This window comes from Prevotella sp. HMSC077E09, assembly GCF_001814685.1.
Taxonomy (GTDB): Bacteria; Bacteroidota; Bacteroidia; order Bacteroidales; family Bacteroidaceae; genus Prevotella; species Prevotella oris.
Genome location: NZ_KV817501.1, coordinates 1 through 13,644, shown reverse-complemented (window position 1 = coordinate 13,644; position 13,644 = coordinate 1). Strand labels below are relative to the sequence as shown.

Here is a 13,644-nt window from a genome sequence, read left to right as displayed (position 1 = left end):
CCCCTCTCCGAAGAGAGAGGGGAGTAAAATGCCTGGGAAATGGAGTCCACAAAATAGATATTTACCATTAATTCCATTGAAATAGAAAGCATACTACTCCCCTCTCTCTTCGGAGAGGGGTTGGGGGAGAGGCTCTACTATCCTCATTTCTCCTTGGAGAACCAACGGTCGCTGTTCGTTGAGTGAACTCAACGAGGAAAGCAAAGGGGTTGGGGGTGAGGCTTTGTTTTTGTTTATTTTCTTCCTCATTTTTAACACTTTTCGAGTTCACCAAATAGAAATGAAAATGCGCTTTCCATGCTTGTGCGAAGCCATTTCATGGCTTCAGTGCCCTTGCTTCTATCATCTTGCACTGTAATCTGACGCTAATTACGTTGCTATCTGCATCAGATAGCATCGTAAAATGAAGCAAGTTATGGGGTAATTTGACGCAAATGGCATGGTTTTTCAGCGTGATTTCACTTCATAATTTGCCTTTATTTTCGTAACGTTCTGATTGTCAACACATTGCAAACTCGCAGAATACGGTGCGTATTTTGAACGAGGCCAACGTGCTTTTTGAATTCTTAAAGCATTCAAGAGCAATTGTAAAGTTTCTTGAAGAGATTTAACCTATTTCTTGCCAACGATGAAAATGGATAGTAAGGCAAGCGCAACTATAGTTTAATTCATAATGCACAATGCATAATTCATAATTGGAATGTGGAATGAGGAGTGTTGAATGTGGAGTTGTGTTTTATTGGAATGTGGAATGAGGAATGTTGAATGAGTAGTTATATTCTAATGAACAATGGTTTAATTCATAATTATTTTTACTGCAACAGCAATCATTTTAAGGAGTAAGTACACTGCAATAACGACTCCCCTCCCTTGGGGAGGGGTTGGGGGTAGGTCTTTATTAACCGGCTTGTCCCTTGGGGAAAGGTCGGCGGTAGGTAACAAAAAGGGGCAATTCCCTCACGGAAACCACCCCCTTACAACATTATGTACGAGAAAAAATTAATTATTTTCAGGACGCAGTTTGCGTACAGTTACGCCTGCTCTCCATATTTCTTTATTGCGCATCTCTTCGAGTTCGGCATTCAGTTTCTCCCGATAATCGGGCTGAGAGTTGCGATCTATTGAGATTTGGGCTTCGTTTCCAGTCTTCACACTGAGGTATAACCACTCCATAACCGGCTTGATAGCCTCTCTGAAACGAGGCGCCCAATCGAGTGCTCCGCGTTGAGCTGTGGTCGAACAATTGGCATACATCCAGTCCATTCCTTTCTCTCCGAAGAGTGGCATGAGGCTTTGCGTCATCTCTTCTACCGTTTCATTGAAGGCTTCTGAAGGTGAATGTCCATGCTCACGGAGCACTTCATACTGTGCTTCGAACAGTCCTTCCATGGCTCCCATGAGTGAACCGCGCTCGCCTGTAAGGTCAGAAGTGGCCTCACGTTGAAACGTTGTCTTGAACAGATAGCCTGCACCGATGCCGATACCAATGGCGAGTGCTTTCTCTTCTGCATGCCCCGAAGCGTCCTGATGAACGGCATACGAGCAGTTGATGCCACGGCCCTCACGGAACAATGTACGCAGGGATGTGCCCGAACCCTTAGGGGCAACCATGACAACATCAATGTCGTTAGGCGGTACTACACCCGTGCGATCTTGCCAGTTGATAACAAATCCGTGTGAATAATAAAGCGTTTTCCCTTTTGTCAGATAGCCCTTGATCTTCGGCCAAACGGCAATTTGCCCGGCATCTGAAAGTAACATGCAGATGAAAGTGCCTTTCTGAATGGCTTCTTCGATAGAAAACAGCGTCTTTCCAGGCTCCCATCCGTCGGCTTTCGCCTTTTCGTAAGTCTTTCCTTCGCGCTGACCTACGATGACATTAAAGCCATTGTCGCGCAGGTTGCAAGCCTGTCCAGGCCCTTGAATGCCATAACCAATGACGGCAATTGTTTCGTTTTTCAATACTTCACGAGCTTTCTCAACGGAAAATTCCTTATTAGTGACAACGGTTTCTATAATGCCACCGAAATTCATTTCTGCCATAATATCTTTTTATATGCGTCCCATGAGTGGGAAACGCGGTTTATATGAATATATTTTATGCCTGCAAAGGTAACATATTAGAACGAAATTGCAAAATATAATTTCATTCTTTAATGAATTTAACTTTGCTTCTTACAACTTCTGTTTCTTCGGCGGTAGCATTGCTTCTCTTGGTTATCCGCACACAGAACTCGCCTTCGCCGGTCTCTTCCTGATAGAGATTCAGCATGTCTCCGCAATGGCTTTCAGCCACATAAGCTATCTCGAAACGTTTCAAGAAGTGGTGTCTGTACCATTCGAGTGGCCACAGATTGAGCACGTGTTCAATGTATTTCACGCTGTTGATGTGCCCATTCATGTCGACATCGCTATAGTGGGTGGCTATGGACTGCACAAGACTTGCGGTCTCGGTCATCTTCACTCTTGAGCTCTTTTCGATAGGACAGGGCGTCTCGGTATCGACATATTGGGTGATAAGTCCATTGCGAATATTGAGTATATCAACGGGTTGTCGGGTGTCGGTATCTATCATTGCCCAGATGCTTCTGCCGTATCCTATGGTCTTACTGCCTTTGGAAATGCGGAAATTTCGACTGGTGAAATAGCGCATGACAGCATCAACCCAAGTGTCAACTGTAAAGCGATCGTAAGCCTCGGGCATTTCGTTCATCTCTATGGCCAAGCGAGAGAGCACCCAGGTTCTGTGGATTGGGTTCAGAAAAGTCATGCCGTAACCGCGGTCATTGGAGTGAAAATCGGCGGCATTCAGCAGATGATTGCCTAAATGTCCCATGAAAAGATGATGCGAGAAGTCGCAATGGAAAGGCTCGGCCAATAGTTCATAACTGCCGATTTTACTCAGTTTCTCCATGATTTAATTCTTCTTGACGATTTAAAAACACTGAAACAGGCTCATCGAAACTGCGGGTTACGGCAATACGTCCACTGCGTGTGTATTGCAGAATGCAGCCAAAAGCATCGAGTTGATTGTAGAGGCTGATGATATCTTCTGTCAAACCGTTCAGCAAAACCGTAGTATAGGTGGGGTTAACCTCTAACATCCGTGCGTCATGTTTACGGATAGTACGCGACACCTCGGGGTTCTTCATGAGCACAGGTGTGGCAATTTTATAGATAGCTACCTCGTGAATGAACAGTTGTTCATCAGTGTAGAAGTCAGCTTTCACGACATCTATCTTCTTTTCTATGGCCTTCGTAATCTTTATAATCTGCTCTTCGTCGCTCCAGGCCGTTATCGTATATTTGTGAATATTGGGCAGATTGCTGGCTGAAGCATTGATACTTTCAACGTTTACTTGCCTCCGTGTGAACACCGCGGATATCTGGCTGAGCATTCCTGTGACGTTTTCCGAATAGACAAGCAGTGTATATAGTTTCTTTTCCTGTTGCATCTTGTTTGGCTTTATGAGGATTAATAGTGCAGTTCGAGCAGCATTTCGTTGACACTTTTGCCCGGTAATGTCATGGGAACAATGTCTTCATCGGGCTTAATCGCACATTCAAGTAGGTAAGGTCCTGGCGTGGAAAGCATCTTCTCTACCTTCATTTTAAGGTCTTTTCTGTCGGTAACGACATCATAGGGAATGCCATATCCGCGTGCAATGTCAGCATAATTAGGGTTCAGCATGTCTGTAAATGAATGGCGATGTCCGAACATCAAGTCCTGCCATTGACGCACATTGCCCAAGAAAGTGTTGTTCAAAAGAATCATTTTCACGGGAACTTGATGTTCCATAATCGTGCCGAACTCCTGTATACTCATTTGAATGCCACCGTCACCCATAAAGCAACACACCGTGCGGTGGGGCACTCCGAAGCATGCTCCGATAGCCGCAGGAAGACCAAAGCCCATAGTTCCGAAGCCACCGCTCGTCACAATGGAGCGCTTTTGCTTAAAAGTGAAATAGCGACTTGATATCATTTGGTTCTGTCCTACATCGTTTACGAGAACTGCTTCGCCTCGAGTTGCCTCGGAAACCACATGCGTAACCTCGCCCATGAGCAGTGGGCCATCGGTCGGATGAATGTCTTTCTCGATGACACGCAGGCGTTCTTGCTCGGCATAATCCTTGAAAGAGGCAATCCATTCCTTGTGTTCTGCAGGCTGTAACAGCTTCGTAATGGCTGGAAGACTCTGCTTACAATCGCCCAAAACGGCCACATCGGTCTTGATGTTCTTGTCAAATTCCGATGCATCTATATCCAAATGAATCACCTTGGCCTGTTTAGCATAGGTCTCGGGAGTGCCGGTTACGCGGTCACTGAAACGCATTCCAATGGCAATAAGCACGTCACATTCCTGCGTTTTCATATTCGTTGCATAGCTTCCATGCATACCCAACATACCCATATTCAAGGGATGATGGGATGCAAGGGCCGACAAACCGAGCAGCGTTCTGCCTGCAGGAATATCGGCTTTCTCAAGGAATGCCAGCAGTTCCTCATGCGCATTGCCGAGTTCTACGCCTTGACCTACGAGCGCAAATGGCCGCTTTGCCCCATTAATAAGCTGTGCAGCGGCTTCAATTGCCTGTGTATCAAGCGTGGGGTAAGGGTCATAAGAGCGGACATTCGTGGTCTTTGCGGGCTGCCACTCGCAGGTATCTGTCTGCGTGTTCTTGGGAAGATCAAGCACAACAGGCCCCGGACGACCCAACTTCGCAATATAGAAAGCACGGCTTACTGCCCATGCAATGTCTTCCGGTCTGCGTATCTGATAGGCCCATTTACAAATAGGTTGGGCCACACCTACTAAGTCAACTTCCTGAAAAGCATCAGAACCGAGGGCACCAATACCCACTTGTCCCGCAATGACTACAATCGGGGTAGAATCCATCATGGCGTCGGCCACACCGGTTAATGTGTTGGTCGCGCCCGGTCCGCTCGTCACTAAGCAGACTCCAACGCGTCCACTCACACGCGCAAATCCCTCAGCTGCGTGTGCAGCTGCTTGCTCATGACGCACTAAGATGTGGTTAAATGTCTTGTTTTCTCCTCTCGTATAGCCGTAGAGTGCATCAAACACCGGCATAATTGCACCGCCGGGATAGCCGAAGATGGTTTTAACGCCCTCGTCACGCAGTGCACGCATCAGTGCTTCTGAACCCGTAATAACTTCTTTAGTCATGCTGTTGTCTATATATAATAAGGTGGATGATGTGGTTTAGTCTATCAAGCGGACACCTCCCTTGTCGGCCGAAGTAACACTTTGTGCATAGGCTCGCAGCGCTTTGCTCACCACTCTGTGGCGTTTCAACGGCTGTTGCGGGCGCGCATCAAGTTCTTCATCCGTGAGTTTTACATTGATACTGCGGTTTGGAATGTCTATTTCGATGATGTCACCATCCTTAATCTTTCCAATATTTCCACCTGCCGCAGCTTCCGGAGAGATATGTCCGATGCTCAATCCCGACGTGCCTCCGGAGAAGCGTCCGTCAGTAATCAAGGCGCATTCCTTGCCCATATGCATGCTCTTGATATAGGAAGTAGGATATAACATCTCCTGCATTCCGGGGCCACCTTTAGGCCCTTCATGCGTGATGACTACGCAATCGCCTTTCTTCACCTTGCCACTGAGAATGCCATTGCAGGCATCTTCCTGGCTGTCGAACACCACTGCAGGCCCTGAAAAAGTCCACAATGCAGGGTCAACTCCGGCAGTTTTCACCACACATCCATGCTTGGCAATGTTCCCGAAGAGCACACCGAGCCCGCCATCCTTGGTATATGCGTGGTCAAGGTCGCGGATACAACCTGCCGTTCTGTCGGTATCAAGACTTTCCCAACGCGCATCCTGACTGCCCATTTCAGTAGAAAAGCGACGTCCCGGAGCACTGTGATAGATGCGGTCTGCCTCTGCATCTATCGTGTTCTGCGTGATATCATATTTCTTCATGGCCTCATCGAGCGTCATTCCGTCTACGCGAAGCACACTGCCTTGAATGAGTTTGCCTTTGCGAAGCTCGTTCATGATGCCGAGAATACCGCCTGCCCGATTGCATTCCTGCACGCTGTAACGCTGCGTGTTGGGGGCAAGCATGCAGAGACAGGGCACATGTCGGCTCAGTTTGTCAATGTCGTTCATGCTGAACTCCACTTCTCCTTCCTGGGCTATAGCCAACAGATGCAGCACCGTATTCGTGCTTCCACCCATGGCAATGTCTAAAGTCATGGCATTGAGAAAGGCATCACGCGTGGCAATGCTACGTGGCAAAACACGCTCATCGCCCGCTTCATAGTAGGCCAAAGCATTCTTCACAATCAGCTTTGCAGCATCTTTGAAGAGCTGAATGCGGTTCTTATGCGTGGCAAGAACGGTTCCATTGCCTGGCAAAGCTAATCCAATGGCCTCGGTAAGCGAGTTCATTGAGTTGGCAGTAAACATGCCCGAGCAGCTGCCGCAACCCGGACAAGCACAGTTTTCAAGTGCAGTCATCTCCTCATCTGTAACAGATGGGTCGGCACCTTTAATCATTGCAGTCACCAAGTCGGCATTCTCACCGCGCCACCTGCCTGCTTCCATGGGGCCACCCGAACAGAAAACCGTTGGAATATTCAGTCGCATAGCCGCCATAAGCATGCCCGGCGTCACCTTGTCGCAGTTGGAAATACAGATCATTGCATCCGCCTTGTGTGCATTGACCATGTATTCCACGGAGTCGGCAATAATGTCCCGCGAAGGCAGTGAATAGAGCATACCGTCGTGTCCCATGGCAATTCCGTCGTCAACAGCAATCGTATTGAACTCCGCTGCATAGCAACCAAGTCGTTCTATCTCGTGTTTTACAATCTGACCAATGTCATGTAAGTGCGTATGTCCAGGCACAAACTGCGTGAAACTGTTTACAATGGCGATGATAGGCTTGCCCATTTGCTCGTGTTTCATACCGGCTGCCACCCAAAGGGCCCTGGCACCGGCCATTCTCCTGCCTTCAGTACAGACGGCACTCCTTAACTTATGCTTCATCGTTTTCTTCTCTTTATTCTTTTTGCTCGCTTTACATGAAACGCTTTTCGAAAGGTTCCACAACTTCATACCATGCAAAAAACGGGCAAACAAAGGCCTGAAAAGCAACCAAGATTTGCCGAATGCATGCATATTTTGTGCAAAGATAGTGAGAAAAAGCGTAATACACAATGAATTGTTTCATAAACTTTTCATAATCGAAAGCATCTGTAAGGAAAACCGTTAAAATAATGTCAGATTATCACATGACTTACTTCATGGTTTACAGAATTCTTTCTTTTCTATGGTTTTGTGTTGACACAGCTCATAAGGACATATACGACACCCTGTATATCTCATTTTTCCAATGGACTGTTATTGTCAACTTTCTTTCCCGTTTTTAACATTTCAAAGCTCAACCAAATAGAAATAAAAACGCGTTTTTTGCGTGAGTGCGAAGCCTTTTTATGGCATTGGTGTCTCCATTTTAATCATTTTACATTGTCATCTGACGCTAATCACGTTGCTATTTGCATCAAGTTATGCGGTAAAATGACGCAAGTTGCGAGCTGATTTGACGCAAATCGCATAGTTTTTCAGCGTGATTTTACCTCGCATTTTACCTTGACTTTCATAACTTCATGAATGCCAAAACGTTACAAACTACTTCGAAACAGCACACATTTGGAACGAAGACAATGCACTTTTTGAATACACCAAGCATTCAAGAGCATTTGTAAAATTCGCTGAAAAGATTTAACCTATTTCCCGTTAACCGTGAAATCATGCGGTAAAGTACATTCTTTCGGAACAAAACACCTTGTGACAAACAGTTTCAGTGGACTTGAAAATAAACGGAATTAAGGGCCGGTCATTCCCTTATTTTCGTTAACTTTGTCTGCAATATGATTATTATTCGCAATCGGTTTCTGCCTTTCAAGGGCTTTGAAGCCATGAACTTCATGGGCATTATAGTGTGTAGGACGGAGACACGGCTTACTCCCGACCTCATACTTCATGAGCGCATACACACCCGCCAGATGCAGGAAACCTTGTTTGTCGGCTTCTATCTCTGGTATGTCATTGAGTGGTTGGCGCGTCTCATGATGCGAGGCAGAGCCTACAGTAACATTGCTTTTGAGCGCGAGGCCTATGCCCACATGCATGAAACTGACTATCTTCAGCGCCGAAAAGCCTTTGCTTGGTGGGCTTATTTATAACTTTTCACCTTATTATATATAAGTGGTTATAGGGCGAAATATAACGAAAAATTGCACAAAAAGGCAAAAATGTGAAATTTTTGAGATAGCCGTTAAAGCCTCTAAAAAGTTTTTAATGGCTGCGGATGAGGGCGAACAGTCTGTTAATTTATGTAATCATACATTTTCATGAGTGGCATTTTTTTCATAACTTTGTGTCATACCTAAAACCAAGCAAATGTATTTTAAGAAGATATTCGCCCTTTCAATCCTATGGATTACCTCCTTTTCGTTCGCTGTTGCGGGCAACCCTATCACGCCTGAAGACGCTTCTGAAGGCATCGAAGACTATTGTGATCACAGTGAATTCGAGGCACTCTTCAATGTTTCAGGCTTTGATCTCATCACCAGAGCCAAGGACTTCCTCGGCACTCCCTATCGTTATGGCGCATCAAGTCCATCGGGTTTCGACTGTTCGGGGTTCACAAGCTATGTCTATAAGTGCATGAACATCTCACTTGGGCGGTCAAGTCGCGACCAGTGGAAACAGGGATTATCTATTGATAAGGATGAAATTCAGGTGGGAGACCTCGTGTTTTTCGGTTCAAGAAAACACAATATCGGTCATGTCGGCATTGTATGTGAGGTCAGGGATGACGGGAATTTCAAGTTCATTCATTCCAGCTGCAAGTATGGAGTGACCATAAGCAACAGCGAAGAAGGCTATTATGCCCACCGATATAGAGGTGCAAGAAGAATTCTCGAGGGTTAAAACACAAGTTTTTCTCAGCTTTTCCCAAGTAGAGGAAAACAGGATTTACGAAATAAAATAAAAGTGGATTGCTTACGATTTTAAGGGTAGGCAATCCACCTTCTTATTTTATAGCGACAGGATATGCCTTATTTCAAGGCGTCTGTGCTTTCAAAAAGCAGCATGGAAAACTTCACTCTGCACGGTCTACCCTCCCTTTAGAGAGCTTAAGAGAAACGCTCTTTACCGTTGAAAGTGCTTCTTTGCAAACTCCATATCCTGCACAACTTCGACCGTTCCGACGTAGTTTCCTTCGTCATCTCGCACAGCCATGTAGTTGACATACATGGGATGACCACATTTCTCCACCCACATCGGCACCTGACTGCGCTTTCCCGAACGCAGATCCTCAATGATACTGCGCACCATCGGCTCTATTTTCGGCGGATGACAACTAAAGACTTCACGGTCGATAGCCATTAAAGGACGCTTGAATATCTTGCTCCCTTCGTTGAAATAACGATTGAAGTTGTCGGCATCTACAAAGGTGATTTCAAGTGGAAGTGTATTGAGCATAGCCGTCAACTGACTTAAAGTGAGATGACCTCCCGGCATGACTATTTCGCCTTCGTGCTGTGTTCTGACGGTTTCTTTTGACTCTGCCTGCGACCAGATGCGATGCTCAACACCGAGGCAGACGGCATAATCCTTACTGTCACGGTAAATCTGTTGCCACTCCGTTTCCGTGAAGTTGGCCGCACAAAGGGGCAGAAGAATGTTGTTTTCCTTATAAATCATTTCCTTGGCACGGTTCAAAACAGCCCCTACTCTGCCCCACCAAAGCTCGTCATGTTCGCCTTTTCGTATCAGAATTCCAAGCTCGTTGCGTATCTCATCATCAATAGTCCACATCACTTGTGACGGCCCACTGATGTCATATCTTACTTTAAGATGCGGATAGAGCAAGTCGCCTTTCTTCGCATAATGAATGGAAAGTTCACGTATGCGCAATAGTAATTCGGTGATATCTCCACGTGTTTCAAGCACTTCAAATGCCTGCTTCAGCAACGCTTCAAGAGCCTCGTTCTCGCGCAAGAAAGTCTGAATGGGATGCCCGTCTATATGCGACAGGTCGACAGCGCGTTGGGTATTGGCCTGCGCCATGGCATGAATTTCGTCATGACGGCTGACAGATGCCGCCACTTCCTGCTCGGCATTAGCCATGCGTTCCTCACGAGTTGCCCCATGAAACAAGGCAGAATGAATGTCACAAAGCTGCTGAACTTCATGCAAGGGCGTGCCTTCGGCCAGCAGTTCCTGCTCTGCCTGCATGATCTCCGAAGCCTCTACATCGCCGAACTCATGGGCAAAATCCTTGCGGACTGCCTCCAAACTCTCTCCTGTTCCAAGTCGTCTGAGGTAGCCTTTCAACTGCTCCGTGCGCGTGTTTTCAGCCACAGGGCGTAGTGTTTCAGTACTCATCGCGGGCTTTCCTGCCCCAACAACCTCAAAACCTTGCTGCTCCAAAGCATCGATAACGGCTTTCATTTCGATGCCATGCATGCCTGCACCCTTCGGAATAGTTATCAGTTTGCCTACCGAATTGCGTAGAAACTTCTTCGTTATATCGGTTAATCCGAGCCCCGAAAGCACCTCAATAAGCTCCGGATACTGGGTAGTGAGGTCGTAAACCGTGCGAGATAAGTCTATCTTCTTCCCCATAATATCACTCCTTTCCTATGGTTCAGTGGTTGCACATCATACCCAAATTGACGGTGAAGCCACCATCCGGCGTCTCCATAAACTTGCCGCGATCATCTAAGAAGTCGACAATCTCTGCAGCATCAAGCCCCTCGACAGAGCATGTGCAGAAGCGTTCTGCAGCGCCGAAGCGTTCAATGATTGCATCAACAAGCGCCTGCTTTGAGGCGAAACTCTTTCCCTCCATCATGTGGAGTATTTCATGTCCGTGTGTCATATCTGTTTACTTTTAATTAAATTTCTGTATGCAAAGATAGGTATATGACAGTGCAAAGAAGAGTAACAAATGTGACAAAAGACCTCATTTTTATCTTCTTTTAACGTTATATTCCCGAAATCATGCAAAAGATTGCCTAATTTCGTACAATAAATCAAATGAAATGGCTTTAAGATGAACATCAGATTACTATTGACTTCAACATTGACTATGACTGCATCCTGCATGATAGCACAGAGCTTTCACTATCCGAAAGCACCTCAAGACAACACCGTTGACACCTATTTCGGCACACAGATTGCCGACCCATACCGCCCACTTGAAGACGACAACAGTGCCGAAACAGAGCGTTGGGTCACGGCAGAAAACGCATTGACCCGACATTACCTTGACCAGCTTCCACAGCGTCCGAAGCTCATGAAGCGCCTCAAGGAAGTGGCCAACTATGAAAAAGTAAGCACGCCGTTCAAGCGACATGGCACGTGGTATGTCTACAAAAACAACGGCTTGCAGAACCAAAGTGTGCTCTATAAAATGGATAAATTGGGCGGCACACTGCATGAAGTGCTCGATCCCAACAAACTAAGCAGCGACGGAACTGTGGCATTAAAGTCGGTCAGTTTCTCTCATAACGGCCGTTATATGGCTTATATCGTGAGTCGAAACGGGAGCGATTGGCAGGAAATCTACGTGAAAGACCTCGAAACAGGGCAAGACCTGACCGACCATATCGAATGGGCAAAGTTCAGCAATGCAGCCTGGAGAGGCGACGGTTTCTATTACAGTGCCTACGATGCACCCACAGGTCATGCCTTCACAAGCAAGAACGAAGTGCATAAAATCTATTATCACAAGCTCGGAACTCCGCAGAGCGAGGATGAATTGTTCTATCAAAATCCGGCATTTCCACTGCGTTTTTATGACGTAATGGTCAACAAAGAAGAAACCGTAATGTATCTGACGGAGTCGGGAGAAGGCAGCGGAAACAACCTCTATGTGCGCGACTTGCGACGGCCCGACGCTCAGTTCGTGCAGATGACCAACGACATGAACCTTCAGTATTCGCCTGTACAGACCGTGGGAGACAGCATCTATATCTTCACCAACGCAGGGGCACAGAAGAACCGTTTGATGCTGGCCAACCTCGCCAAGCCAGGCATTAAGGATTGGAAAGTGCTTGTTCCCGAAGCAGAATATGTGCTTGATGACGTCACTTTCACCCATGGGAAAATGGTGCTGAACTACAGTAAGGACGCCAGTTCTCATTGTTATCTTTACACGCTTGAAGGCCGTAATATAGGCGAAATAAAACTGCCATCGGTCGGCAGTGTGAGTTTTTCGGGCGAGCGAAATGAACCGGAATGCTTCTTCTCTTTCAGTTCGTTCACCGTTCCCGGCACAGTATATCAGTTTGACACCGACAGCAGAATGAGTCGCGTTTACAGCCAACCGAAGGTGAATTTCAAGCCGAATGACTTCGTCACCAAGCAGGTGTTTTATGCGAGTAAAGACGGAACCCGCGTGCCGATGTTCCTCACTTACCGCAAAGATTTGAAGCTCAATGGCAAGAATCCTGTATATCTCTATGGCTACGGGGGCTTTAATGTTGCGTTGCCACCCTACTTCTCTTCCATGCGAATTCCATTCATGGAGCAGGGCGGTATCTATGTGCAAGTGAACCTAAGAGGCGGAAGCGAGTATGGCGAAGCATGGCACAAAGCAGGCACAAAGATGCAGAAACAGAATGTGTTCGACGACTTCATCGCTGCTGCCGAATGGCTCATTGCCAACAAATATACCGATAAAAAGCATCTCGCTATCGTCGGAGGAAGCAACGGCGGACTGCTTGTCGGAGCCTGTTTAACCCAACGTCCCGACCTGTTTCAAGTCTGCATACCCCAGGTTGGCGTGCTCGACATGCTGCGATATCACAGGTTTACGATTGGTTGGAACTGGGCTCCCGACTATGGAACATCGGCAGACAGCAAGGAAATGTTCAACTACTTGCGAGGCTATTCTCCGCTCCACAACCTGAAGAAAGGCGTGAGTTATCCCGCAACGCTCATCACCACGGCCGACCATGACGACCGCGTTGTGCCGGCACATAGCTTCAAGTTTGCGGCAACCATGCAGGAATGCCAGGGCGGAAAGGCGCCCGTGCTCATCCGCATCGACTCGAAAGCGGGCCACGGCGGAGGCAAACCTTTGAGCAAACAGATTGAAGAACAGGCCGATATCTATAGTTTCATTCTGGCCAACATGGGCAAATAAATCCCCGAAGCGGTTGCTTTGGAAACCCAAAATCAAGTGAAGCAGAAAATAGGTTAAATCTTTTCAAAGAACTTTACAATTGCTCTTGAATGCTCGACGAATTCAAAAAGCATGCTGTCCTCGTTCAAAATATGCAGCGCATTCTACGAGTCAGCAACGCATTGACAGTCAAAACGTTACGAGAACAAAGGCAAATTGCAAGAAAAAACAACACTGAAAAACCATGCGATTTACGTCAAATCGCCTTGCATTTTGCATGAGATTACCGCATGTTTTGACGCAGATAGCAATGCTATTAGCGTCAAAACGCAGTGCAAGATGATAGAAATGAGGGCGTCGAAGCTGTGAAATGGCGTCGCATAAGTGCAGAAATTGCGTTTTCATTTCTATTTGGTGGCGCCAAGAAGTGCAGTTTAAATTAGTAAATGCGACAGTC

Annotated in this window: 10 protein-coding genes; 3 read left to right on the top strand and 7 right to left on the bottom strand. The window is 46.7% G+C overall.

What is annotated here, in order from left to right:
- Positions 1 to 999 precede the first annotated feature (999 nt).
- From ilvC to ilvD, 5 genes are all read right to left on the bottom strand, one after another.
- On the bottom strand, positions 1,000 to 2,043 hold the full coding sequence (ilvC, locus tag HMPREF2983_RS01760; protein ID WP_070666075.1) for a ketol-acid reductoisomerase: 1,044 nt from the start codon (positions 2,041 to 2,043) through the stop codon (positions 1,000 to 1,002).
- A 103-nt stretch (positions 2,044 to 2,146) separates the two neighbouring features.
- The gene (locus HMPREF2983_RS01755) at positions 2,147 to 2,914 is read right to left on the bottom strand and encodes an acyl-[acyl-carrier-protein] thioesterase (protein WP_070666072.1); all 768 of its coding nucleotides are present in this window, start codon (positions 2,912 to 2,914) and stop codon (positions 2,147 to 2,149) included.
- Entirely contained in the window at positions 2,898 to 3,455 is a 558-nt protein-coding gene (gene ilvN, locus HMPREF2983_RS01750; RefSeq protein ID WP_004378273.1) for an acetolactate synthase small subunit, read from the bottom strand. Before ilvN ends, HMPREF2983_RS01755 begins: the two co-directional genes overlap by 17 nt.
- A 20-nt stretch (positions 3,456 to 3,475) precedes the next feature.
- Positions 3,476 to 5,191: a biosynthetic-type acetolactate synthase large subunit gene (gene ilvB, locus HMPREF2983_RS01745; protein WP_070666068.1), complete on the bottom strand. Its 1,716-nt coding sequence runs from the start codon at positions 5,189 to 5,191 to the stop codon at positions 3,476 to 3,478.
- 36 nt (positions 5,192 to 5,227) lie between these two features.
- A complete protein-coding gene (gene ilvD / locus HMPREF2983_RS01740; RefSeq protein WP_070666116.1) occupies positions 5,228 to 7,030 on the bottom strand; it encodes a dihydroxy-acid dehydratase in 1,803 nt (600 codons plus the stop codon).
- Positions 7,031 to 7,914: 884 nt separating this feature from the next.
- Between ilvD and HMPREF2983_RS01735 the strand changes: the two genes are divergently transcribed.
- Together HMPREF2983_RS01735 and HMPREF2983_RS01730 are read left to right on the top strand one after the other, a co-directional pair.
- The gene (locus tag HMPREF2983_RS01735) at positions 7,915 to 8,229 is read left to right on the top strand and encodes a hypothetical protein (protein ID WP_070666065.1); all 315 of its coding nucleotides are present in this window, start codon (positions 7,915 to 7,917) and stop codon (positions 8,227 to 8,229) included.
- A 217-nt stretch (positions 8,230 to 8,446) separates the two neighbouring features.
- A complete protein-coding gene (locus HMPREF2983_RS01730; RefSeq protein ID WP_004378237.1) occupies positions 8,447 to 8,980 on the top strand; it encodes a C40 family peptidase in 534 nt (177 codons plus the stop codon).
- A 222-nt stretch (positions 8,981 to 9,202) separates the two neighbouring features.
- Here the strand turns inward: HMPREF2983_RS01730 and HMPREF2983_RS01725 are convergent, their stop codons facing one another.
- Positions 9,203 to 10,681, bottom strand: a complete 1,479-nt coding sequence (locus tag HMPREF2983_RS01725) for a DUF438 domain-containing protein (RefSeq protein ID WP_070666062.1) — start codon at positions 10,679 to 10,681, stop codon at positions 9,203 to 9,205.
- A 22-nt stretch (positions 10,682 to 10,703) separates the two neighbouring features.
- The gene (locus HMPREF2983_RS01720; protein WP_004378235.1) at positions 10,704 to 10,937 is read right to left on the bottom strand and encodes a YecH family metal-binding protein; all 234 of its coding nucleotides are present in this window, start codon (positions 10,935 to 10,937) and stop codon (positions 10,704 to 10,706) included.
- A 174-nt stretch (positions 10,938 to 11,111) separates the two neighbouring features.
- On the opposite strand from HMPREF2983_RS01720, the gene HMPREF2983_RS01710 reads away from it, so the two are divergent.
- Positions 11,112 to 13,208: a prolyl oligopeptidase family serine peptidase gene (locus HMPREF2983_RS01710; RefSeq protein ID WP_070666059.1), complete on the top strand. Its 2,097-nt coding sequence runs from the start codon at positions 11,112 to 11,114 to the stop codon at positions 13,206 to 13,208.
- Positions 13,209 to 13,644 lie beyond the last annotated feature (436 nt).

What these genes read in the sequence shown, in the direction of transcription:
- ilvC (WP_070666075.1), bottom strand. Translation starts at nt 2,043, where the DNA reads ATGGCAGAAATGAATTTCGGTGGCATTATAGAAACCGTTGTCACTAAT.
- HMPREF2983_RS01755 (WP_070666072.1), bottom strand. Translation starts at nt 2,914, where the DNA reads ATGGAGAAACTGAGTAAAATCGGCAGTTATGAACTATTGGCCGAGCCT.
- ilvN (WP_004378273.1), bottom strand. Translation starts at nt 3,455, where the DNA reads ATGCAACAGGAAAAGAAACTATATACACTGCTTGTCTATTCGGAAAAC.
- ilvB (WP_070666068.1), bottom strand. Translation starts at nt 5,191, where the DNA reads ATGACTAAAGAAGTTATTACGGGTTCAGAAGCACTGATGCGTGCACTG.
- ilvD (WP_070666116.1), bottom strand. Translation starts at nt 7,030, where the DNA reads ATGAAGCATAAGTTAAGGAGTGCCGTCTGTACTGAAGGCAGGAGAATG.
- HMPREF2983_RS01735 (WP_070666065.1), top strand. Translation starts at nt 7,915, where the DNA reads ATGATTATTATTCGCAATCGGTTTCTGCCTTTCAAGGGCTTTGAAGCC.
- HMPREF2983_RS01730 (WP_004378237.1), top strand. Translation starts at nt 8,447, where the DNA reads ATGTATTTTAAGAAGATATTCGCCCTTTCAATCCTATGGATTACCTCC.
- HMPREF2983_RS01725 (WP_070666062.1), bottom strand. Translation starts at nt 10,681, where the DNA reads ATGGGGAAGAAGATAGACTTATCTCGCACGGTTTACGACCTCACTACC.
- HMPREF2983_RS01720 (WP_004378235.1), bottom strand. Translation starts at nt 10,937, where the DNA reads ATGACACACGGACATGAAATACTCCACATGATGGAGGGAAAGAGTTTC.
- HMPREF2983_RS01710 (WP_070666059.1), top strand. Translation starts at nt 11,112, where the DNA reads ATGAACATCAGATTACTATTGACTTCAACATTGACTATGACTGCATCC.